21 protein-coding genes and 2 pseudogenes are annotated in these 21,571 nt (G+C 66.2%); 7 read left to right on the top strand and 16 right to left on the bottom strand.

Going from position 1 to position 21,571, the window contains the following annotated elements; all coding sequences use genetic code 11:
* Positions 1-76: 76 nt before the first annotated feature.
* Positions 77-484 (top strand): four-helix bundle copper-binding protein, encoded by a 408-nt coding sequence (locus tag ON33_RS35365; RefSeq protein WP_040863490.1) that lies wholly within the window; start codon positions 77-79, stop codon positions 482-484.
* Positions 485-772: 288 nt separating this feature from the next.
* Here the strand turns inward: ON33_RS35365 and ON33_RS35360 are convergent, their stop codons facing one another.
* The 3 genes from ON33_RS35360 to ON33_RS35350 all read right to left on the bottom strand — a co-directional run bounded on the left by ON33_RS35360 (position 773) and on the right by ON33_RS35350 (position 3,045).
* Positions 773-1,390: an alpha/beta hydrolase gene (locus ON33_RS35360; RefSeq protein ID WP_051153364.1), complete on the bottom strand. Its 618-nt coding sequence runs from the start codon at positions 1,388-1,390 to the stop codon at positions 773-775.
* Between the two features lie 210 nt (positions 1,391-1,600).
* Complete coding sequence (locus ON33_RS35355; protein ID WP_051153363.1) at positions 1,601-2,443, bottom strand: helix-turn-helix transcriptional regulator; 843 nt, start codon at positions 2,441-2,443, stop codon at positions 1,601-1,603.
* A gap of 41 nt (positions 2,444-2,484) precedes the next feature.
* On the bottom strand, positions 2,485-3,045 hold the full coding sequence (locus ON33_RS35350) for a helix-turn-helix domain-containing protein (protein WP_051153362.1): 561 nt from the start codon (positions 3,043-3,045) through the stop codon (positions 2,485-2,487).
* A 180-nt stretch (positions 3,046-3,225) separates the two neighbouring features.
* On the opposite strand from ON33_RS35350, the gene ON33_RS35345 reads away from it, so the two are divergent.
* From ON33_RS35345 to ON33_RS40345, 3 genes and pseudogenes are all read left to right on the top strand, one after another.
* A complete protein-coding gene (locus ON33_RS35345; protein ID WP_040863489.1) occupies positions 3,226-3,957 on the top strand; it encodes an SDR family oxidoreductase in 732 nt (243 codons plus the stop codon).
* 57 nt (positions 3,958-4,014) lie between these two features.
* Positions 4,015-4,905, top strand: coding sequence for an SDR family oxidoreductase (locus ON33_RS35340; RefSeq protein WP_040863488.1), 891 nt, complete (start codon positions 4,015-4,017; stop codon positions 4,903-4,905).
* Positions 4,906-5,118: 213 nt separating this feature from the next.
* Positions 5,119-5,968, top strand: a pseudogene (locus tag ON33_RS40345) (ABC transporter permease); the annotation flags it as partial.
* Between the two features lie 439 nt (positions 5,969-6,407).
* Here ON33_RS40345 and ON33_RS42100 read toward each other — a convergent pair.
* The 6 genes from ON33_RS42100 to ON33_RS35310 all read right to left on the bottom strand — a co-directional run bounded on the left by ON33_RS42100 (position 6,408) and on the right by ON33_RS35310 (position 12,851).
* Positions 6,408-6,722, bottom strand: coding sequence for a hypothetical protein (locus ON33_RS42100; RefSeq protein ID WP_157184910.1), 315 nt, complete (start codon positions 6,720-6,722; stop codon positions 6,408-6,410).
* 274 nt (positions 6,723-6,996) lie between these two features.
* On the bottom strand, positions 6,997-8,526 hold the full coding sequence (gene mhpA, locus ON33_RS35330) for a bifunctional 3-(3-hydroxy-phenyl)propionate/3-hydroxycinnamic acid hydroxylase MhpA (RefSeq protein ID WP_051153361.1): 1,530 nt from the start codon (positions 8,524-8,526) through the stop codon (positions 6,997-6,999).
* Positions 8,523-8,879, bottom strand: a complete 357-nt coding sequence (locus tag ON33_RS35325) for a DoxX family protein (RefSeq protein ID WP_040863487.1) — start codon at positions 8,877-8,879, stop codon at positions 8,523-8,525. Before ON33_RS35325 ends, mhpA begins: the two co-directional genes overlap by 4 nt.
* The gene (locus tag ON33_RS35320; protein WP_040863486.1) at positions 8,876-10,786 is read right to left on the bottom strand and encodes an acyl-CoA synthetase; all 1,911 of its coding nucleotides are present in this window, start codon (positions 10,784-10,786) and stop codon (positions 8,876-8,878) included. The genes ON33_RS35325 and ON33_RS35320 overlap by 4 nt, the downstream gene beginning before the upstream one ends.
* Positions 10,783-11,721, bottom strand: coding sequence for a fumarylacetoacetate hydrolase family protein (locus tag ON33_RS35315; protein ID WP_040863485.1), 939 nt, complete (start codon positions 11,719-11,721; stop codon positions 10,783-10,785). Before ON33_RS35315 ends, ON33_RS35320 begins: the two co-directional genes overlap by 4 nt.
* The gene (locus tag ON33_RS35310) at positions 11,718-12,851 is read right to left on the bottom strand and encodes a VOC family protein (protein WP_040863484.1); all 1,134 of its coding nucleotides are present in this window, start codon (positions 12,849-12,851) and stop codon (positions 11,718-11,720) included. Before ON33_RS35310 ends, ON33_RS35315 begins: the two co-directional genes overlap by 4 nt.
* 135 nt (positions 12,852-12,986) lie before the next feature.
* Here ON33_RS35310 and ON33_RS35305 point away from each other — a divergent pair, with 135 nt between their 5' ends.
* Entirely contained in the window at positions 12,987-13,646 is a 660-nt protein-coding gene (locus ON33_RS35305; RefSeq protein ID WP_040863483.1) for a TetR/AcrR family transcriptional regulator, read from the top strand.
* Here ON33_RS35305 and ON33_RS35300 read toward each other — a convergent pair.
* The 4 genes and pseudogenes from ON33_RS35300 to ON33_RS40335 all read right to left on the bottom strand — a co-directional run bounded on the left by ON33_RS35300 (position 13,591) and on the right by ON33_RS40335 (position 16,628).
* Positions 13,591-13,857 (bottom strand): hypothetical protein, encoded by a 267-nt coding sequence (locus tag ON33_RS35300; RefSeq protein ID WP_157184909.1) that lies wholly within the window; start codon positions 13,855-13,857, stop codon positions 13,591-13,593. The two genes, ON33_RS35305 and ON33_RS35300, sit on opposite strands and share 56 nt — an antisense overlap.
* 489 nt (positions 13,858-14,346) lie before the next feature.
* Positions 14,347-14,682 carry a response regulator transcription factor gene (locus tag ON33_RS42450; RefSeq protein ID WP_245551099.1) on the bottom strand — a complete coding sequence of 112 codons (336 nt, stop codon included), beginning with the start codon at positions 14,680-14,682 and terminating at the stop codon, positions 14,347-14,349.
* A 307-nt stretch (positions 14,683-14,989) separates the two neighbouring features.
* Positions 14,990-15,930 (bottom strand): annotated as a pseudogene (locus ON33_RS43770) (serine/threonine-protein kinase); the annotation flags it as partial.
* Positions 15,924-16,628, bottom strand: coding sequence for a Zn-ribbon domain-containing OB-fold protein (locus ON33_RS40335; RefSeq protein ID WP_245551123.1), 705 nt, complete (start codon positions 16,626-16,628; stop codon positions 15,924-15,926). The pseudogene ON33_RS43770 and the gene ON33_RS40335, both read right to left, overlap by 7 nt.
* Before the next feature lie 295 nt (positions 16,629-16,923).
* Here ON33_RS40335 and ON33_RS35270 point away from each other — a divergent pair, with 295 nt between their 5' ends.
* Positions 16,924-17,346, top strand: coding sequence for a guanyl-specific ribonuclease (locus ON33_RS35270; RefSeq protein ID WP_083869548.1), 423 nt, complete (start codon positions 16,924-16,926; stop codon positions 17,344-17,346).
* 45 nt (positions 17,347-17,391) lie between these two features.
* On the opposite strand, the gene ON33_RS35265 is transcribed toward ON33_RS35270, so the two are convergent.
* Positions 17,392-18,171, bottom strand: a complete 780-nt coding sequence (locus ON33_RS35265) for an MmyB family transcriptional regulator (protein ID WP_245551097.1) — start codon at positions 18,169-18,171, stop codon at positions 17,392-17,394.
* Positions 18,172-18,391: 220 nt separating this feature from the next.
* Between ON33_RS35265 and ON33_RS35260 the strand changes: the two genes are divergently transcribed.
* The gene (locus ON33_RS35260) at positions 18,392-19,591 is read left to right on the top strand and encodes an AI-2E family transporter (RefSeq protein ID WP_245551095.1); all 1,200 of its coding nucleotides are present in this window, start codon (positions 18,392-18,394) and stop codon (positions 19,589-19,591) included.
* A gap of 53 nt (positions 19,592-19,644) precedes the next feature.
* Here ON33_RS35260 and ON33_RS35255 read toward each other — a convergent pair whose 3' ends face one another.
* Both ON33_RS35255 and ON33_RS35250 read right to left on the bottom strand, forming a co-directional pair.
* Positions 19,645-20,532 carry a universal stress protein gene (locus ON33_RS35255; RefSeq protein ID WP_051153360.1) on the bottom strand — a complete coding sequence of 296 codons (888 nt, stop codon included), beginning with the start codon at positions 20,530-20,532 and terminating at the stop codon, positions 19,645-19,647.
* A gap of 21 nt (positions 20,533-20,553) precedes the next feature.
* Entirely contained in the window at positions 20,554-21,474 is a 921-nt protein-coding gene (locus tag ON33_RS35250; RefSeq protein WP_040863478.1) for a universal stress protein, read from the bottom strand.
* Positions 21,475-21,571: the final 97 nt, after the last annotated feature.

Genomic DNA, 21,571 nt, shown 5'->3' with positions numbered 1-21,571 from the left:
GTGCGGTGTTCCGGAACCTCGGTCTGCGGCGGAGAATGGAGGAAGCACCAATCAACTCCTCATATGGGAGGCCGGTATGTCTCGTACTCATGAACTCTTCGAAAGCTTGAATATCAGCAGCGGCTTCGGCAGTACACAGATCGCGGCCGGTGTGGACACTCTGCTGGAATGCGAGGAAGCCGTCACCGCCTGTGCAGCGGGCATGCTGTCGGAACCGAATGTGGGCCCACTGATCTCGGCGGTGGCCGCCGATCTGGACTGTGCGGATGTGGTAGCAGCCACGCGCAGACTCCTTACCCGGCATTCGGGCTCGGACACCAGTGTGATCAGTGCGCAGCTCGAGGCGTGTCTGCTGGCATGTGAACGCAGCCGCCAGCTGTGTCGCGTCCACGCCGAGGAGCATGAGCATTGCCGCTTGTGCGCGCAGGCCACCGAGCGGTGCATCGAGACGAGCAGAGAGCTACTGCGCGCGATTCATCACTGATGGGTGGTGCCCGTGTTCGTGTGTGCCGACGGATTTCGCTGTACGCGACAGTCGCCGAGGCGCATGTTCTAGGCGGGACCCGTGATGCGGAACAATCCGCGTGTGGCGGAGTTGCCGACATCACCACCGAGCTGCTGCTCTCGGTAGCGGCGCGCGCCGCCGTGTCCGGCTGGGCGTGCACCTCCGTCACCGGCCGGGCGGCGCGTCTGTTCCCGCGCTGATCTTCACCTCTGGTTTTGGCGTGGTGGAGCGCGCGGTCGGCAGCTGGGCCGGCGGTGCTCGACCAATTCAGCCGGCGTCGGGCAGTGTGGTCGATGAAATCTGGCCGGTCATCAGCTGCTGGTGGAACTGCCCGAGGTGATCGATCGCCGCGCGGGCATCCGACAGCAGATCCGCGCCCATGTGATGGACATGGGAGGCACGGTCCCAGATCTGCAGCAGCGTCGGTACCCGAGCTTCGGCGCAACGGCGGGCCAGCATCTGCGAGTCGGGCAGCAGGCATTCGGTGGAGCCGACCTGGATCAGGACCGGTGGCAGGCCGGTGAAGTCACCGTTGACCGGTGACCAAGCAGGGTCGAGTTCTCCGTCAGCAGCAAAGCCCCGGCGTGCGATGACCTCCAAAGCCCGGGCCGGAATATACGAATCGCGATGCCGATTCGGGTGGGCGTCTCGCACGGTCGAGTCCAGATCCGCCCACGGTGCGATCGCGGAGATGCCACCAGGCATCGGCAGCCCGCGCTCCCGAGTCGCCAGCGCGAGCCGGAAAGCGAGCCCGCCGCCGGCCGAATCACCAGAGACGATGATGCGCTCGGCCCGGAAGCCCTGCTCCAGCAGATACCGATACGATTCGACCGCGTCGTGTGCAGGTTCGAGCCCCTCCCCCTGAAGGCGACCGCGACATTCCAAGTAATAGTCGACGGGATTCGCTCGCGATGGCCAGGGGCTCGGACACGGTCGCCGCTGCGATCGACTCCGTCGCCGATCAAGCATTCTTCGCGAGATCCTGGAGGTCGAACATCGCATCGCACACCAGTCGCCCAGCCGCCGAGGAGAATCCATCGCACGGCCAGTGAGCGATGCGGGCGCCTCGGTGGCGTTCGATCTGGTGGTTGGCGTTCACGGCCGGACCGTGCCGGGCGTGAGGGTGCCGGTGGCGCCGGGGATGAGTGCGACGAGTTGTCGAGCCGAGTTGTTCTCGGGAATCGGGGAGAACCAGAGCAGGCGTTGGGTGCCGTCGTCGGCGGGGATGTTGTTGCAGTAGAGCTCGATGACGCCCTGGTCGGGGTGGACGATGCGTTTGCGGGTGCTGTGGCGGACCTCCACTTCATGGTCGTCCCAGAGCGCGGCGAACTCTGGGCTGATGGCGCGCAGTCCGGCCATCAGGTCGTGTGCGCCGCCGCGGCGGGCGATCGCGGCACGCAGGTCCGAGCAGAAGACCTGCGAGTGGTAGGCGTGGTCGCCCTCTGGGTAGATGCCGCGCTGGTCGGGGTGGGCGAACCAGTGGTAGGCGAAGCTGCCGTGCGGCCAGGGCCCGAGTTCGTGCCGGCCCAGCAGTGCGATGGCCAGGGTGTTTTGGGCGAGGACTTCGTGCAGATCGGTGATGACCAGGGCAGGGGTGTCGTCGAGCTTGCCGAGCAGGTCGGCCAGGCGCGGATTGACCTGATGGGACGGGACGGCACGCGGGGGCGCGTAGTCGCACAGGCGGAACAGGTAATCGCGTTCATCGTCGGTCAAACGCAGGGTTCGCGCGAGCACCGTCAGCATCTGCTCGGACGGGCGGGCGCCCTTGCCTTGTTCCAGTTCGACGTAATAGTCGCTGGACATGCCGGCGAGGACGGCCACCTCATCGCGTCGCAGTCCCGGAACCCTTCGCCGCGTGCCCGGCGGCAGACCGACGTCGGCAGGGCGTATCCGGTCCCGCCGGGATTTCAGGAACGATCCGAGTTCAGCGCGATCCACCCGCCGATCCTGGCACGACCAAGGGGTACGCGGAAATTGGATCACGGCACCGGCGGGACCCCGACGACCCGGAGGAACGCCAGCCAGTCGGCCGCACCGGTGCCCGGGACCGGGACGTGGCAGACCAACTGCGCACCCCCATTGTCGGCATGAAACACGATGCGTTCCAATGGTTTCGACTGCCATGGCGCGATGCCCCACTTCGATACCAGTCCGGCCGTGCGGCTTTCGAGCCGGGCGCCGCCGTCGGTGGTGAGCCACGCCGGGATGTCATACGCGTCGAGGGCGTCGAGCACCGTCAGGTGCCCCGGAGCCACATGCAGGTCGGGGCGGGGCCGACGGCCGGCGCTTTCGGCAAGACGTACGTACTCGATCCAGTCCATGCGCAATGCGCGCGCCAGGGCCGCGGTGGTCGATTCGCTCGGCCTGGCACCGTTTTCGAGTCGAGCGTAATGAGCCGACGAGATGCCCGCCTGCCAGGCAACCTCACTGCGCCGCAGCCCGGGCACCCGCCGCCGCGCGCCCGCGGTGAGCCCGGCCTCACCGGGTTGCAGTTGTTGCCGCCGCGCGCGTAGCTGCGCGGCGACGCTGATGACGCTCATGGTGTTCCTCCGAGGGTCGTGCCGACTCGGGTCGCCGGCTCTCCTCCAGGGTCGGCCGTGGCGGCCGACGTTATCCAGGGGGCGACAACCCCAGGGTGAACGGCACTCTGGCTCGGAAGTTCCTGCGGCGGAATCGTTATCGGCACCACAACGAAATCCCGCAGGGAAGGAACAAACCCCATGACTACACGAGTGGCGATCGTGACCGGCGGCTCTCGCGGCATCGGCCGCGCCATCGCGCTGCGGCTGGCCGCGGAAAAGTGCGCCGTGGTCGTCAATTTCGCCGGCAACGCGGCAGCGGCCGAGGCCACCGTCGAGGAGATCACCGCCGCCGGTGGCACCGCGATCTGCGTGCGTGGCGACGTGGGTGACGAAGCCGCGACGGAGGCGGTGTTCAACGCGGCCGCAGCACGGTTCGGCGGCGTCGACATCGTGGTCAACGCCGCCGGGATCATGGCGCTCGCTCCCGTCGCGGATCTGGACCTGGCCGTTCTGGACCGCATGTACCGCACCAACACTCGCGGCACCTTCGTGGTGGCCCAGCAGGCGGCGCGGCACCTGCGCTCCGGTGGCACGCTGGTTACCCTGTCCAGCTCGGTGCTGGGGCTCGCGATGCCCGGCTATGGCGCCTATGCCGCCAGCAAGGGCGCGGTCGAAGCACTGATGCTGATCCTGGCCCGGGAACTGCGCGTTCGTGACATCACCGTCAACGCCGTCGCGCCCGGCCCGACCGCCACCGAACTGTTCCTCGACGGCAAGGACAGCGACACCATCGGCCGGCTGGCCGCCCAGCCGCCGTTGGAACGTCTCGGCACACCCACCGACATCGCTGAGGTCGTCGCCTTCCTCGCATCCCCCGCTGGGCACTGGGTCAACGGGCAGACCCTGCGGGCCAACGGCGGAATCATCTGAGCCCCAGCCTGATCCGAGCAGCCACCCCTGATCTCACCTTCGACCTCGAGGACCGTCATGACCAAGACCATCCTGATCACCGGAGCATCCAGCGGATTCGGCGCGCTCACCGCACGCGCCCTGGCCCGGGCGGGACACACCGTCTACGCGTCCATGCGCGATACCGCCGGCCGCAACGCACCGGCCGTGGCCGAGGCGAGGGCGTTCGCCGCCACCGAGCATGCGGACCTGCGCACCATCGAACTCGACGTGCAATCCCAGCCGTCGATCGACTCGGCAGTCTCGGCGATCATCGCCGAACACGGACGACTGGACGTGCTGATCCACAACGCCGGACACATGGTCACCGGCCCGACCGAGGCATTCACCGACACCGAACTGGCCGCCGTCTACGACGTCAACGTGCTCGGCACCCAACGCCTCAACCGAGCCGTGCTGCCGCACATGCGATCCCACGGGCGCGCATTGCTGGTGTGGATCGGGTCCAGCAGCACCCGCGGCGGCACGCCGCCCTACCTGGGGCCCTACTTCGCCGCCAAGGCGGCCATGGATTCCTTGGCGGTCAGCTACGCTGCCGAACTGGCCCGCTTCGACATCGAAACCGCCATCGTCGTCCCCGGCTCGTTCACCAACGGCACCAACCACTTCGCCCACAGCGGACACCCCGCCGACACCACGACCGTCGCCGCCTACGACCACAAATACGCCGGACTGATGGACCAGATCGCCCAACGACTCGCCGAGCTGGCACCCGCCGACGCCGATGCCGCCGACGTGGCCCGCGCCATTGTCACCCTCGTCGACACGCCCCACGGCGCCCGCCCGTTCCGAGTCCACATCGACCCCGCCGACGACGGCGCCGAAGTGGTCAGCGCCGTCGCCGACCGCATCCGCGCCGAATTCCTCACCCGCGTGCAGCTCACCGACCTGCTCCACCCCCATAACTGACCAGCGCCACCCCGGATCCGGTGACCGCATCACCAGCGGCGCGGCCGGGGAGGGACGCTGATCCTCCGGTCCAGCGGACAAACAACGAGGAGGAGTACACCAATCGCACGAAACTCGGCAGTAGCAGCGCGGTATGCGGCAGATGAGTGCGTTGTTCCAGGGCAGCCAGGTAGTTGACGCTCCCTAGAATCGCCAGTGGGTGGGTTCGCGAGGGTGTTGTCCACTGTCGCAACAGTTTTCCGACCCGCGCCCGATTCGCGGAGTTTCTTCCGTGCTGCGGCTGATCTGCGCAACGGGTTACACCAGCGAGAGCTATGGCTCGCGCTGGGCTGGCAGGACATCAAGCAGCGCTACAGCCGCTCGGTCCTGGGACCCTTCTGGATCACGATCTCGACCGGGCTGCAGGCGGCTGCGATGGGCGGATTCATCGCGATGCTGATGAACCGTCCGGTGTCAGAGTTCCTGCCCTATGTGGCAGTCGGGATGATCGTTTGGAATCTGATCCACGCCAGCATCATCGACGGATCGGAGACTTCGTCGCCAACGAGGGCCTCATCAAACAACTCCCTTCGGCATTGAGCATTGATGTCTATCGACTCGTGTGGCGCCAGCTGCTATTTCTTGTCCGCAACCTCGCGATCTACGTGTTGGCGGTAGCGGTGTTCGGCACCTGGCACCACCTGAACTGGACCGTGCTACTAGCGATCCCCGCGCTGGGACTGTTGGTCCTGAACGCGGTCTGGGTCGCAATAGTGTTCGGCATCTTCAGCGCTCGACACCGAGATCTACTCCCCATCCTCACCAGTGCCACGCTCACCCTGTTCATCCTGACGCCGGTTACCTGGCCCACTGATCTCACCCAAGGTCCGGCGGGAACCGCCGGACGAGTCCGACTCCTCGAATGGGTTCCCACCTTCACTATCTGGAGATCATTCGAGCGCCTCTGCTCGGCCAAGCCTCGCACGCCAGTCACTGGATCGTTGTCGGCGTGATCACGATGTTGGGATGGGCGCTCGCCATCGCTGCAATGACGAAGTACCGGGCACGCGTCCCCTATTGGGTTCAGCAGACCAACAAAACACGCAGCATCCGGCAGTTGCGGACGTTCCGCCGGCCTTGGATCGGCACGGCCGGTTGATCTTCCGATGCCCCGCGCTGGCCGGTTCGGCCAGCGCGGTATGCGGCATTGAGCGGACGTCTGCCGGACACGCTCCGGCTGTTCGGCGCATCGGCTTCGGATCCCGGTGGTTCTACAGTCGGCGCAGGTGACGGCGTTTCCGAGTCCGGGCTCGGCGTGTTCGGCATCGACGATCAACCGGAAGCTGGCTGCGATCGGTTCGCTCTGCAACTATCACCGCCGTCACGGCGTCGACTGCGGTGAGCTACTGACCGAGACCAAGCCGGATGGGGTCCGGGACGCATGGCGGCCCCGTCCCCGGCGCATCCGGGGTCCGAAGGCGATAAGCGCCGACACACGATCAAAGGGAGGTCTTCGGCCCGAGCTAGCCCACCCTGGAGCCGTCATAATGTTGACAGTAACCGGTTTCTGGGTGCCAGTCGCCGCCGGACCATTGACACCAGAACTGGCGCCACAGCAGCTGGGCCGAGCTGGAGCCAGTGTTCGCATTCGCGTCGAGAGTCTGCGTCGCTGAACCGGATGTGACCGATCCCGAGTCCGCCGAGCCCGAAGCGGTTGTCGTGGCCACCGGATCGAGGGTGAGCGGAGCGGCGGTCGCGACCCCGGTGCCGTACAGGATGGCTGCGACTGCACAGGCGGTCGCGATGGTGGGGAGCCGGTAGGCCAGAAGAGGTTTCAACTACGGACTCCTTGGGGGTGCAATGTTCCAAGAACTCTAAAATAGATCGATTTCAGAATGCTGCCATGATTTCCATGGGCGGCCCAGAGGCCACGGACTGCACAGGCCGTCATATCTAACATCTAGACCGGGTGGGATACCTATGACCAATGCCTGAATACGGCTCCGGTTGGGCACACCTGCTATCAGGACCCCCAACCGGCTGTGGTGCGTTCGTAGCAGCAGCTGAATCGAGATAGGTCAGGCCGTGTACGACCGGGCGCTCGCCGCAACCTCAATACCGCCGGCAGTGGTCGCGCGCTAATTCCCGCAGTCGAGCGACGAGGACAGACAGGTCGGTTCCGCTGCTGTGAACGGTTCCATCGGGGCGGACGACGACTGCGAGTGTGCGTCGGCGGCGTAGCCAGTGATGCAGGGCTGTGCCCGAGGGCGCGAATATCACGGCTGCGCCGCAGTCCTCGATTCGTTCCCGATCCTTCGCGGGGATATCGACCGTAGCGATCACCGCGAACCTACCGGCTATCACGTCGTCGACCTGACGCCCATCCGCGAGCCGCCCGTTCGGGATCAAGTGCCCGGCCAGCCCATGCCGAAGCGGCGGAGCCAGAACCAGATCCGAGCGATGTAGTCGAGGCGACTCGCCGCTGGTGATCATCGACGTCAGGCCCGGTACAAGGTGCAGCCGCGGTGCCATGATGCGGCGCAGGCGGTTTCCCTGCTCACCGCCCTCGGTCATGATGATGCCGGTGAGTTTGGCCAGTCGGATCATGGCCTGCGCGTGCGGTTTTCGCTCGATCTCATAGGTTTCGAGCGTCCTGTCCGGCAGGTTGCCGCGCAGCACCCCGGCCAGCTTCCAGGTCAGGTTGACGGCATCGCGTATACCCGCCCCCATTCCCTGGCCGATGAAGGGCGGGGTGAGATGGGCGGCATCCCCGAGCAGGAACACCCGGCCTCGACGCCATCGGTCGGCCAGCTGGGCACGGAAGGTGTAGTCGGCGATCCGCACCAATTCGAGTGAATCGAAGAGGATGTCGTCGATCCACGGTACGAGCAAGGGCCGGATCCGGAACAGGTCACCGTAGTCGGCCGCGGTCTCGCCCGGCAGCAGCCGGAACTCCCACCGGTGGCGAGTCTGCCCGATGCGCATGTAGGTCGCCGCTCGCGTGGGGTCGCAGACCTGGTGCACCCCTTCCCACTGACCGATCTCCGCTGCCGTGGCGATATCCACGACCAACCAGCGTTGTTCGAATCCCATGTCGCGCATCCGCGCTTCGATCGTGCGACGCACAAGGCTGTTGGCCCCATCGCAGCCCAAGACGTACTCGGCACACACTGTTTCGACCTGGCCGGTGGCACGATCAGTGAAAGTGATTCGTACGCAATCGCCTTCGTCTGCAATCGCTGTCACTTCAGCGCCACCGCGCAGGCGGGCGACCGGGTACCGACCGAGGTTGTCGCGCAGGATCGCCTCGAGTTCCGGTTGGTCGAAGAGATTCGCTTCCGGGTATCCATTGCGACCGCCCGCCGGATCGCGATCGATCTGAGCCAGAACCCGGTGGTCCGGATCGAGCAGGCGCAGCCCGAGCGCGGGCCGGGAAATTGCGTCGAATTGCTTTCCGACACCCAGACGTTCGATGATTCGGCGGACTTCACCGTCGAGATGGACGGCTCGCGGCTGTGGATAGATATCCTCCCACCGCTCGAGTACGAGGGACTCGATACCTGACTGGGCCAGCAACGTAGCCGCGGTGAGTCCTGTCGGACCCGCACCGATGATCACGACGGGAACCATTGGCGAGGTCACAGGATCGCTCCAGCCAGCGCAGCCGAGTAGGCGACGGCGACGACGCCGGTGACGACCGCGGGAGCGATTTCCATTGCACCGTCACGATTCCGAAGATGGGCGGCCATTGCCCCGGTCATCAACACCGTGAGGCCGATTCCCGCCGCGATGCCGACCGACGGACTGGCCAGTCCGGCCAGCACCCCTACCGCTGCCGCGACTTCGAGAGCACCGATGATTCGGTAGGCGGTCGTCGTGAAGCCGAGATGTTCCGCGCGTTCCCGCATCGGTGTGATCGCCGCCAGCTTGCCCATCCCCAAGAACAGGAATTCGCCGGCCAACAACGCGGCAAGAATGATCGACACGAATTTCATTGCCGCACCTCGATATTCCACCTGATCGCATAGCGGCCGAGGATCCGCTCGACTTCCTCCCGCGCATCGGACGCGTCGAGTTCGATCGTCGCCACGGCCATACCGTCCACGACAGTCGCCGTGACATCGATGACGCCGTGGATCTCCGCGAGTACGCCGCGCAATTCGCGACGGGTGGCATCCGCGCGCAGTCCGAGCTTGTACGGCTTGCCGACATCGGTCACCGGCAGCGCGTCGAGGATCGTCACCGTCTTCGGGGCCGCCGCGCGCTCGGCGACACGTTCGGCGGCCCACGCGACCAACTCGGCCTCGGTCACGTCCGAGTCCGCGACCACCGCTACATAGGCGACGGGTACTTCGCCGGCGTGCGCGTCGGGACGGCCGACCGCGCTGGCGGCGCTCACGTGGGGGTGCGCCAGCAGGGCGTCCTCGATCGTCGCTGGATCGATGTTGTGGCCGCCGCGGATGATGAGGTCCTTCACCCGGCCATGCAGGTAGATGAAGCCGTCCTCATCGATATGAGCGAGGTCGCCGGTGTTCAACCACCCTTGGTGCAGTGCGCCGAGCCCATCGGTCAGGTGACCGTTCGCGTCACGGCTGATCACGTATCCCGCGAAAACCGCTGGGCCGCCAACCGCCAGCGCGCCGATCTCACCTACCGGCAGCTCCTCCCAGACACCGTCCTCGCGGACTCGAACGATCGCGACCCGCTGGTAGGGCATGCGCTGCCCGACCGCACCCGGTCGCGGCGCGTCGGGGAAGCTGCGTGCGGTCGCGCATGTGCCCTCGGTCAGCCCGTAGCCCTCCACCAGCATGACGCCGGTGTGCTCCTGAAAACTGTCCCGGACTGCCGGCGGCAGCGGTGACGCGCCGACCATGGCGTATCGCAGGCTCGAGATATCGGCGTTTACCGGGCATTGAGCAAGGACGGCGTACACGGTCGGGACAGCACTCATCGCCGCGATTCGGTAGTGCTCCACGATGTTCCAGAACTGCGCGTACAAGGACAGGTCCCGGTATCCCAGTGGCCCGGCCCAGACGACCGATTGGCCACGGAACAATGGGGCGAGCAGTGTCACGATCAACGCGTTGACGTGGAAGAGCGGCAGCGCCGCGAAGACCACCGCGTCCTCGTCGAGCAGGGAATTGGCGGCGATCATCCAAGCGTTCGCGACCTCCCCGGAGTGCCTGTGCGCGGCCAGTTTCGGCACCCCGGTGGTCCCCCCGGTGTGAAAGAGCGCTGCCAGATCCGTTGCGACAGGCGGTATGCCGACAAAACTGCTCGAATCATGTTCGGCCGCGAGGTCAGTCAGATAGCCGACCCGCACGCTATCCACCAACGGCAAGGCGGGCGCCGACCCTGAGGTAGCACTCGGGCGCAAGACCAGCAGCGCGTCCAGCAATCCCTGCGTAGCCAGCTCGTGCGCGACTGCCCAGGTCTCCGCCGCCAGCTCAGGTCCCGCCGCGACCAGAACCCGTGCCCCCGAACGCCGCAGCAACTCGGCGATGTGGTCACCGGAGAGACCACCGTTGATCGGCGCCGCAATCCCCGCCAGTTGCGCCGCGAGCAACGCGGGAATCAGGTCCGCGCAATTCGGCGCGATGAGCGCAACCGCGTCACCGCGGCGAACGCCCAGCTCGTGGAGCAGGTTCGCGTACCGGTGGACATCGGCGAGCAGCTCGGCGTAGCTGCGCCGCAACGGTTCTCGCCAACGCGCCGCATCCGGAAGCACCGTAACCGCGGTGCGGTCCGGCCACCGCGCCGCCGCACGCTCCAATAGCGCGTAGGTCGATTCGGGAAGACCGCGGGAAGCGAGCGGCAGCGATTCGATCTCTGCCAAGTTTTCGGGCGCGGTGTATCGGGGCCACAGCAGGTCCGCGCCGACGAGCTCGGGGGTCTCGTTCACCGGGCGAACCTCACGACCGTGCGCTGTCGCCCCAGGTCGATCACGCCGTCATCGGTCCCGATCGTGGCTTCCACCACGTCGCCCTCGTGCAGATACTTCGGATTCTTGGCTTGCCCTTCGAAGAACAGCTTCCACTTGAGCTTCGGCGGGAGCAGCGATCCGATGATCGCGACGGGCTTCGGCGGGGCGCTGATGGCGGTGCCGACGGGGGTCCCGGTGAGCAGTAGGTCTCCGGCGTCCATCCGCTGAAAACGGGTCAACTCGTTCAGCGTCTCGACGGGCCGGTAGATCATGTCGGCGACCGTCATGTTCTGGCGGACCTGCCCATTGACCCACAGCCGCAACCGAAGATCGGTGAATCGCTTCAGCTCATCGGCGTCCAGCAGCACCAGCGCCGGACCGACCGGGGTGAAGGTGGGGTACGACTTCGCCTCGTAGAACTGGGTTTTCGGCAACTGGACGTCGCGGGCCGAGACATCGTTCGTCACGACCAGGCCCGCGACGTAGTCGGCCAGATTGTCGTCGGTGATGGTGGAACCCACCGGCATCTCGCGACCGAAGACGAGCCCGATCTCCACCTCGTAATCGAGCAATCGGACATGGGCGGGGCGAACCACATCGTCGTGGGGGCCGCTGATCGATCCCGAACTCTTGCGGAAGAACGTGAGCGGCACGGTCTTCGCGTCCATGCCCGAGTCCTCGACGTGGGACACGAAATTCGTCATCTGCGCCACCACGCGGCACGGCGCGCTCACCGGCGAGATCAGCGAAAGACCCTCCACCGCAACGGTATCGGACGAATTCCTCGCGGCCTCGATTGCAGCCCGGTCGGCGAGGAGTTCGCGGGTCGTCACGGCGGCGGTAGCGATGCGCGCCGCACCGGTGGATGTCCGGACCCACCAGGCGTCGGCGGTCCGGAGGACGGAAATGCTCATGAGTTGGCTACTTTCAGCAGTCCGCGCAGTCGGCGGAGATCGAATTCATTGTCCTGACGTAGCGCGTCCACGATTGCGCGCAATTCTCGAAAAGACTGGGCCCCAGGCGAAATGCCGAGGAAGTCATTGGTGGCCGGCGGTCCCCACTGCGCCAGGCCCGATGCGCTCATCGGAGCCCAGCCGGGTTCCAGCGAGCAGTCGAACATGTCCCCGTCACTGAAGTGCTCGACCATGAAACCGTCGGGGTCACGCCAATAGTCGAAGATCTGGCTGCCCTGAATATGGCGGCCGATCCCCCACGATCGTCGATATCCGCGCTCGCGCAGATATTCTCCGCCGGCCGCGAGCGCATCCAGGTCGGCGACCTGATACGCGGAGTGCACGTACCTGTTGGACGGCCCCAGGGTCAGCGCCAGCGTGTGATGGTCGGTCGGAGTAGCGCCCCTGTCACACCGGATGAAGCTCATCACCGGCCCCTGATCACGTTGACCCGGGTAGTACAGGAAATCGCTGACGATCAGGCCCAGGTACCGCAGGTACCAATCGAGCGTCTCGTGGTACTTCGTCGACTGGACGACCACATGACCGAGCCGCTGCACCCGTGCGGGTTCCCTGGGCGGACGCTGCGTCGTATTGATCCGCGCCAGTTCATGTCCCGCATTGAGCACATGCGGCGACTGAGCCGCCAGCACCGGCAACTCGCGCGTATCCGCTACCACCCGCACTCGCAGACCGCTCGGATCCACGAGATCCACGCTCTGTCCACCCAGCGACTCCGGCAGCGGTCGCGGGCTCGGACCGGCGTCTCTCGCCAGACGAGACAGATCGGCCATCTCCGCGGCCCGAAATGCCGGACCCACGAACCTCGACCGAGTGCCGCGACGGATGAGTACGCACGGCGATCCGGGATCGGTGCCGCGCAGCTGCAACTCCTCCGGGGTGCGCAGCGCGGTGGCGAAACCGAAAGCGTGCGCGAACGCCTCGGCACGATCCAGGTCCGGCTTCTCGAACTCGAGCCATGCCAGATCGAGCACCTTGACCACCGGATTCGCCGCTCGACCGGGATGTTCCCCCGGCAGCGCACCCTGTTCGCTGTGCAGATCGCGATGCACGTCGTGATGGCCGCTCATCGACCACTCCTTCCAAGTACTGACGATATCGTCACTTACGAGGAAGGAGTCAGTCAAGACCTTCTGACGTATTCGTCAACACTGAGTGGTGACCGCTACGATGGCGTACGAACCCGCGAGGAGAGGTGAGCAGCGATGAGCGCGCGCAACGGCTCGGAACCCAACCGTCTCGAACGCCGCAAGGCGCGAACCCGGGCCGCGCTCGTGAGCGCCGCGCAATCGTTCCTGGCCGACGGCAAGCTCAACGCGCCGATTCTCGAGATCACCCAGGCCGCCGACGTCGGCATGGGGTCGTTCTACAACCACTTCCAGAGCCGCGAAGAGCTGTTCCACGCCGCGATCGAGGAGGCGCTCGACCGCCACGGCGCGCTGCTCGACCAATTGTGCGAGGACATCGACGATCCCGCGCAGGTCTTCGCCCAGAGCTTCCGCCTGACCGGCCGCCTGCACCGGCTGAATCCGACGCTGAGCAAGGTGCTGCTCAATGACGGACTGAGCCTCATCAGCTCCGAGAAAGGACTCGCGCCGCGGGCCCGCCGTGACGTCGATGCCGCGGTGCGCGCGGGCCGATTCCAGGTCCACGACCCGGAATTGGCGATGACGATCGTCGCCGGCAGCGCACTCTGCCTCGGCCAGCTGCTACACGAACATCCCGAACGCGACGATGCGGCGGCTTCCGATCAGATCACCGAGGACCTGCTGCGCATGTTCGGACTCCCTCCGGAGGAAGCACACGAGATCAGCCGACGCCCACTCCCGGCTCTCGTTGTCGCACAAGCCGATATGCCCGCCTGAAGCTGCGCGTTCGGATATCGAGGGCCACACTCGGCAGCGGGCCGACGGCGATCTGCCCCGCCCTCGGCTCGCGGGCGGCCGCGCGATTTTCGACCTCTTCGGTCGTGGCTTCCCCCTGCCGCGCTTCGTCGATCACGACGTAGACGCCTTCCCCCGCGCCGCGGAGCACCACGGACCACCACTCGAGGTGATCGATGTCCGCGATGCTCACGCACGCATTCTGTACCAACGCGATCTTGTGCTGGTCCGCCCGATCAACACAGCGCGCGGCGTGGCGATCAGGTACCACCGACCCCCTTCGAATCGTCGATCAGGTTCGGGGCGCCGCTATACGGGGCGATTTCTCAGAGGCACCAGACCAAGCTCGCGGATCCTGGGAACGGAATCGCGAAACAGAATCCAATCGAGCCATCCACAGGCGCGGCCTGTGGTTCGCTGGCGGATGCAGTCGATGCCCCGACGACACCGAGTGAGAGCGCTACAGCGGTCGCAGCCGCCAAACCGACGATTCTTGCGATCATTTCATCAACTCCTGCTTCGTGAGTTCCGCACATCCGAGTAGAACCTCATCTTCAACGGTAAACATCAGTCCCTTCCGCTGTAACCACAGATATCTGCCCGGAGGAGTGGTGGGCACTAAAGAGTGCAACCACTGGAATCGAATGTGCTTGACATTTGGCCCGCGCAGGAGGCGTGCGGCTCACAGCTGCTCGAGCGAATCCGCCGACTCGACGACCGAGGCCGCGATCTGAGTGCGGGAGTTGAACCCGAATTTGGTGAGGATATGTTCGACGTGGCCTTGCACGGTGCGTTGGGAGATTACGAGGTTTGTTGCGATCTGCCTGTTGGTGAGGCCCCGGGCAATCAGGTCGGCGACCTGACGCTCACGTTTGGTCAAAATAGTTCCGGGGCCGCCAGCGGGTTCCTCGATTGGTTCGCGGAGGGCGAAGGCCGCGACGCGGCTTCCCGACGCCCCATCGACAAGCCACGGCGGAAAATCCGCTTCGAAACGACGCTCTCCGAGGGCGCCACGCACTTCCGCCTGAAATTGGTTGTGCGCGCGGTCCAGCTCGGGATATACCGAGCACTCGGAGGCGGACGATTTTCAGCAGGTGCTCCGCGGCGCCCATGAGGACAGCCGCACGGCTGTAATCGCTTGCGCCGACGGCGCATACGAGTCCCTCGAGGTCGAGCGCCGCGATGACGGGACTGTGTGCGGCTCGGTCCAATCGGAGCGACTCCTGCAAATGCTGCTGGGCTTCGCCTCGTTCTCCTCGGCGCAGCGTGGCGATCCCCAAACCCCACAGCGCACAGGTATTCGCCGTACTTTTCGGTGATCGCGAGCGTTGCAGGATCTGCTCCGGCGACATTGTCCGCATTCTGGCCGCCGCCAATTCGATCGCCGACGGCAGACCATCCAGCCGAGAACAAATGCCGGCGACGGCTTCCTTGTTCTCCCCGGTGATTTCGAAACCAGGAACGACAGCCGCCGCGCGGTCGGCGAACAGGGTGACCTCATCGTATTTGGGAAGCCCACCCAGCCGGTGCAGGCCGTCACCCGACGGAGTCGACAACGGCAGGACACGCACCACCACTTCCCCGGCGATATCCAGCGGTTCGCGACTGGTCGCCAGGATCCGCGGGTCCGGACAGGCCGACAACAGGACTCGGCCAGCTGTACCTCCTGGATCGCTGCGCCCAACTCGGATGCGGATGGTCGACGCGCCGGGTCCGCACGCATCGCTGATTCCACCAGGGCCGCAAGATCATTGGAGATCCCTTGCTCACGAAGGTCGGGTATCGGCTGACTGGCAATCCGTAGGAACTGCGCCACCACCTGCTCACCGCTTCGACGTTCGAAACAACGCACAGAACAGCGTCGCCCCGAGCCCACAGATATCGGCGGCACCGGTGACCGGTTCCCCAGCCAGAACCTACGGTGCCGTGAACGCCGGGGACGCCGTCAGCAGACCCGACTCCGTCTCGAATCCACCCGCGCCCCCGCAATACCTAAGTCGGTCAAGGCCGGATCACCGTATTCGGTGAGCAGTATGTCGTCCGGCTTCACATCCCGATGGATGATGCCCATCCGGTGCGCGCTCGCCACGCGCTCGCGATCTTCACCCCGATCTGCAGCACCGTCTCCACCGGCACGGGCCCCTCACGGCGTATCCGGGCGGCGAGGGAATCCAGCGGGTAGTAGGGCATCACAAGATATGGCCGCCCGCTCGTCGTGGCCCCCACGTGCATGGACTGTGACAATGTTCGGATGTCCGGTCAGCCGCCGACCGGCAGGGCCGTGAGGTCGGCCCGCCACGCCTCGCTCAACGACTGCTTCAGCTGACGCTTCAGCCTGCGCACGACATCGGTGTCGGTGCGTGCGGAGCGCAGTGCTTCTTCGACGGCTCGCAGGAACCGCCGACGGCTCATGCCGAATGTCACGAGCAGCTCGGCCGCGGTGGCGCCGCCGAACGGCGCCCAGCGGACGGCGAAGCCGAGCATAGACTTCGCGCTCGCATCGAGGCAGTGCGCTCGCTCGAGCTGGTCACAGTCGTGCAGTGCGGTTCGAATCCAGGAACTGTCGTACTCCGGCTTCGCTTGCGGCCGGGTGGTCTCGATTGCGGTCGTGGCCTGCGCATCATCCTCGGTCGGCGCGGGCTCGGGGCACACCGTGTACACCGGAAAGCGGTCTGTTCGAGGTCGCGGCTCGAATCGGACGCGAACAGGCTCGTCCGAGATGGGCGGAACATCGCCTTCGATCGTCGTGTAAATCCATGGACCTTCGTCCAGTTCAACGATGGCGATCAGGGTCGGAACGACATCGCTGGATCCCTGCTCCACGTTCCGATGCACCAGTCGCCACGAGACGATGGCACCGAAACCGGACGAGTCGGTCCACTCGAAGTCCTCCGACCTGCAGGACGAACACGTCGCGATGAACGGCGAGTGCAATGCCCGGCACCCCGCACACCGGCGCAGCATCAGGCTCTCGACGCCCGCGGCATTTCGACTGACGAATTGTTGGAGATCGTTCATGACTACCTCGCGGCGATGTTTTCCATCCGGTCGAAGCAAGACTCACCCACGCGCCGCGAAATCACGACGGTAGAACGACCCGTGGGTATACCTATTTTCTGGATACCTACGCCCGATCAGCGCGCCCGGCCCGACGGCCGCGCCGCGGTCCGCTCCAGGGCTCTGCCATCCGGTCCGCATTCACCCGCACGACAGCTCGGCGTGAGGGCTGATTCAGACCCGTGTGGCACCGTGAGCACCCATGACGGTGGAGACGAACGCGTTGAGAACGTTGTGGGGCAAGGCAATTGCTGTCGCGTCGGCAGTGCTCGCCACAGTGGCGGTGCTGTTGTCGGGCGGATACACGGAACACGCGAGCGCGCACTCGACGGTGGTCGGTGCGGAGGTTCGCCTGGTGGATTCCGCGGTACCCCAGCGAGCCTGGACGACCTTGGGCCTGATCGACCAGGGCAAGTGGCCGCCGGCCGACTGTCCCGGCACCCATGGCGGTACCACCTGGCAGAACCGGGGCGGGCTGTTGCCCGGTGGCGTCGGGTATCGGGAGTGGGACGTCAACTGCAAGCAGCCGGGCCGAAACCGCGATGCCGAGCGGATCGTGACCGGCGACAACGGCTCGGCCTGGTACACCAGCGACCACTACTCCACCTTCACGCAAATGCGCTGATCTCGCGCCGGCGCGACGTGAGTGTTCAGCGACTGATGCCGGCGGTCAGCTCCGTAGACCGATGAAGATCTGCAGCTTCCCCGGATATGCCGTGCTGTAGACGCTGAAGAGTTGTCCGACGACGGTGGTCTGGCGGCCGGTGAGGTGGTCTCGCAGCCGGACGAGAGGGCGGACGCCTCCGTATCTGGCCGTGGTCTTCGACCAGATCTCCATGAACAGCGGGTAGCTGCTCAGTTCGCGCAGCAGGTCCTCGGACCAGGCTGGCTCGCCGTTCTGCGCGCTCGAGCCGTTGAACCATTGGATCGCGATCCGCAGTTCCTTCTCCCATTCGACGAGAACCGCTTTGGCATAAGGGTTTCCGAGCATCCAGCGCAGGAGGTTCACGTCGTCGGACAGGCCGGGGAAGGCGCGGTCGAAACTCCGGTTGGCGACAAGGACATTCAGTCTCGTGTCCAGGTAGGCGGCCAGGTGTGGTTCGTACAGTGACAGAGTGTGCTCGATGCCGCGCCCGAGGTCGGTGCGCAGGTCGGCCATGCTCGGCTGCTCCAGTGGTTCGAGGCCGGCGAGGTCCAGGAGTTGCCGCTGTTCCTCCGGGGCGAGCGGTGAGAGCCGGTCCAGATACCGTGTCAGGGCACTCACGACTTCGCGGGCGGGGCGATCTCTTTCGCCCTTTTCCAAGTGGGTCACGTAGCTCGCGCTGACGCCCGCGTTGAATGCGAGCCGTTCGCGCGAGGCACCCCTTTCGTCACGGAGTCGCCGCAGCACCGAGCCGAAGGTCGGTGGCACGGGCAGCGCCAGCGCGGCCGGGTCGGCGTCGAACTCCATCGCGGCTGCCTTTCTGGATCCCCCCGGACACTGTTTCGATCACCCCACCGGCGTTGAACACTTGATTACCCCGTCCAAAGATCAGCAGCAAGTCGACCAGCCGATGGCAGGGCATTGTGTTTACCGGCGATCGCGCGGATGAAACGGAGCGCCCCAACAGAACACGCGGGCATACGCGCCACTGCGGCGCGAACCGACCGGACGACACTACGTTGGCGGAGTGCCCCAGGATGATTCCCCGAAACCCGATCAGAGCGCGGACGACACGGTGGACGACACGGACGCGACCGCCGATCTCAGGCCCGACCGACTGGTCGCGTCGGTAGTCCCGGCCTGGTTGCCGCGCGCCTACCTGCTGGCCGCCGCCACCGTGGCCGGTGTTGTCATCACCTTCTGGGGCCTGATGCGACTGCGCGGTCTGCTGACGGTGCTGGTGGTGTCGTTGTTCCTGGCGTTCGCCATCGAGCCCGCGGTGAACTGGCTGTCCGCCCGCGGCTGGAAGCGCGGCGCGGCGACACTGGCCGTGTTCCTCGTGGTGACCGTGGTGCTGGTCGGATTCGTCTGGACCATGGGCGAATTGGTGGTCGGTCAGGTGACGACGCTGATCAAGAATCTGCCGCAGGACATGCAGAGCGCGGTCACCTGGATAAACAACACCTTCCACACCGATCTGTCGGCCACCGATATCACCGACCGCACCTCGGAGATGAGCACCAAGCTGCAGTCCTGGGCGCTGGACCTGGCCGACGACGTCTGGGGCATCGGCACCACGGCGCTCGGTGTGCTGTTCCAGGGCCTGGGCGTGCTGCTGTTCACCTACTACTTCGCCACCGACGGCCCGCGCTTCCGCAACACGGTCTGCTCGCTGCTGCCGCCGCAACGGCAGCGACATGTGCTGCGCGCCTGGGATATCGCGGTCGAGAAGACCGGTGGCTACCTGTACTCGCGGGCGCTGCTCGCCTTGTTCTCCGCCGTGGCGCACTACGCCGCGATGCGGGTACTGGGGATTCCGTCGGCGTTCGCGCTCGCACTGTGGGTGGGCGTGCTGTCGCAGTTCATCCCGACGGTCGGCACCTACCTGGCGGGCGCGCTTCCGGTGGTGGTGGCGCTGGCGCACAATCCGCGGACGGCGCTGTGGATTCTCGGATTCATCGTCGTCTACCAGCAATTCGAGAACTACGTGCTGCAGCCGCGCATCACCGCGACCACCCTGGACATGCATCCCGCGGTCGCCTTCGGCGCGGTGCTCGCGGGCGCCGCGCTGTTCGGCGCGACGGGTGCGCTGCTGGCGATTCCGGTGACGGCCACCGCGCAAGCTTTCCTGGCCGCGTACGTACGCCGATACGACGTGGAGACCCCGGAACCCTCTGAACCCGAACGCGGAACCCATTCCCGCCGCCGCGCGCCCAATGGCGGCTAGCCTCCGTCCTCGCCGCCTCCGAAAGCCTTCGGAGCAAGGAAGATCCGGCTCGGTCAGCTCGCCGGGCGGGCGACGATCACCGGGCAGGCCGCACTCTGCGACACGGTATGGGCGGTCGAACCCAGCAGCATTCCGCCGAATCCGCCGCGACCGTGGCTTCCGATGACCGCCAGCTGCGCGTTCTCGGCCTCGGTCAGCAGCGCGCCGGCCGGATCGTCCAGCACCACTTTCGGTTCCACGGCGACCGTCGGATACTTCTCGGTCCACGGGGACAGCCAGTGAGTCAGGACGGCGTACTCGGCATCGGCGATCGAATCCCAATCGAAGGCGGTCAGCGCCAGACCGGCGGTGTCGCTCCACGCGTACACCGCCACGACCCCGACTCCCCTGGCGGCGGCTTCCTCGAAGGCCAGCCGCATGGCCCGCTCACCGCCCGGGCTGCCGTCCACACCGACAAGCACCGGCCGCGAGGAGGATTCGGTGTAATCACGCACCACCGCCACCGGGCTGTGCGCATGCCGGGTGACCGCCATGCTCACCGATCCGAGTGCGGCGCGCCCGCTCTTGCCCGTGCTGCCGACCACGACCAGCCGGGCGTGGCGCGACTGTTCGATCAGCTCACCGGTGATCAGCTCGAGACTGAGATCGGTCTCGATGTCGATCGCGCGCCCGGCGGCCCGCTGCGCGATCTCCCGGGCTCGGGACAGCACCAGCTCGCCATCGGTGCGTCCCCAGTCCGGCCGGGCATTGCCGAGGGCCAGGCCCGGCCCGAATCCCGAGGGCAGCCCGATCGAGTAGACGATGCGCAGCCCGCACCCGTGCAGCGCGGCCTCCGACCCCGCCCACGCTGCCGCCGCATCCGCGCTCGTGGTGCCGTCCACCGCGACCACCACTTGATTCCGGGCTGAAATATCCTCGGCAATATCCTCGGCGCCGGTCATATCGACCCACCTCTCGATCAGTCAGTCTTTGCTGGGATGGACCACCATGACCGGGCAGCTCGCGCGTTGCACGAGGGCATTGCTGGTGGAGCCGAGCAGCATGCCTGCGAAGCCGCCGCGACCGCGACTGCCGACAACCACCAGTTGGGCTCGCTCGGACCAGGAAAGCAGGTGATCGATCGGGCCGGCGAGCTGGATGTCGCGGCTGACCTGGACGTCGGGGTACTGCTCCTGCCACCCGGCCAGCCGTTGGACCAGCAACGCTCGCTCGGCTTCGGTGGTCTGCGCGGCCTCGATCGTGGTGTCGACGAATCCCGAGTACCGGGCCAGATACATGTCGCTCCACGTGTGCACCGCCACCAGCGGGGCCTTGCGGACCGATGCCTCGTAGAACGCGGCGCCGACCGCCGCGTCACTGACCGGGCTGCCGTCGACGCCGACCACGACCGGCGCGCTCTGCCGGTCGGCCGATCCGTCGTCGCGCACCACGACCACCGACCCCTCCGCCTGGCTCGCGACCGAGACCAGGATGGACCCGATCCGATTGAGCCCGCGGCGTTCGGCCGGACCGCCGATCACCATCAGATGGGCGGTGGCCGAGAGGTCGATCAACAGCCGCGCCGGATGCGCCGGGGACACCTCGGTGCGAACCGTCAGGCCGGGCGAGGTCTTCTCGGCGACGTCCTGGGCCCTGGTCACCAGGTCGGCGCCGAAGGACTGAATCGATTGCTCGACTTCGGCGTTCACGCTCGAGAAGGTGCCCATCACCCCCACGATCACGTTCACGTTCGTCCCGTGCGCGATGAGCAGTTCCCGCCCGCGGGCCCCCGCGGTCTCCGCCGCCCAGCGCACGGCCGACATCGCGGCGGGGGAATCATCGATTCCGACCACGATCGGCGCGGTGGATACCGAGTGCGGATCGAGCGTCTTCGGTGAACTCATGAGGTGCCCACCTCCTGGGATCTCGTGAACCGAGCAGAACCAGTTGGTCTAGCGAATCCGAACATATCACCGCCCGCCCCCGCCTCGGCATCACCGG

It is taken from the genome of Nocardia niigatensis NBRC 100131 (assembly GCF_000308655.1).
Taxonomy (GTDB): domain Bacteria; phylum Actinomycetota; class Actinomycetes; order Mycobacteriales; family Mycobacteriaceae; genus Nocardia; species Nocardia niigatensis.
The sequence above is the reverse complement of the archived record's forward strand: the minus strand, read 5'-3'. Positions and strand labels throughout refer to the sequence as shown.

Coding starts and splice junctions, on each gene's coding strand:
- ON33_RS35315 (WP_040863485.1), bottom strand. CDS start 11,721: ATGAGCATTTCCGTCCTCCGGACCGCCGACGCCTGGTGGGTCCGGACA.
- ON33_RS35325 (WP_040863487.1), bottom strand. CDS start 8,879: ATGAAATTCGTGTCGATCATTCTTGCCGCGTTGTTGGCCGGCGAATTC.
- ON33_RS35265 (WP_245551097.1), bottom strand. CDS start 18,171: ATGGAGTTCGACGCCGACCCGGCCGCGCTGGCGCTGCCCGTGCCACCG.
- ON33_RS35350 (WP_051153362.1), bottom strand. CDS start 3,045: ATGAGCGTCATCAGCGTCGCCGCGCAGCTACGCGCGCGGCGGCAACAA.
- ON33_RS35250 (WP_040863478.1), bottom strand. CDS start 21,474: ATGAGTTCACCGAAGACGCTCGATCCGCACTCGGTATCCACCGCGCCG.
- ON33_RS35255 (WP_051153360.1), bottom strand. CDS start 20,532: ATGACCGGCGCCGAGGATATTGCCGAGGATATTTCAGCCCGGAATCAA.
- ON33_RS35305 (WP_040863483.1), top strand. CDS start 12,987: ATGAGCGCGCGCAACGGCTCGGAACCCAACCGTCTCGAACGCCGCAAG.
- ON33_RS35340 (WP_040863488.1), top strand. CDS start 4,015: ATGACCAAGACCATCCTGATCACCGGAGCATCCAGCGGATTCGGCGCG.
- ON33_RS35365 (WP_040863490.1), top strand. CDS start 77: ATGTCTCGTACTCATGAACTCTTCGAAAGCTTGAATATCAGCAGCGGC.
- ON33_RS35270 (WP_083869548.1), top strand. CDS start 16,924: ATGACGGTGGAGACGAACGCGTTGAGAACGTTGTGGGGCAAGGCAATT.
- ON33_RS35310 (WP_040863484.1), bottom strand. CDS start 12,851: ATGAGCGGCCATCACGACGTGCATCGCGATCTGCACAGCGAACAGGGT.
- ON33_RS35345 (WP_040863489.1), top strand. CDS start 3,226: ATGACTACACGAGTGGCGATCGTGACCGGCGGCTCTCGCGGCATCGGC.
- ON33_RS40335 (WP_245551123.1), bottom strand. CDS start 16,628: ATGCTGCGCCGGTGTGCGGGGTGCCGGGCATTGCACTCGCCGTTCATC.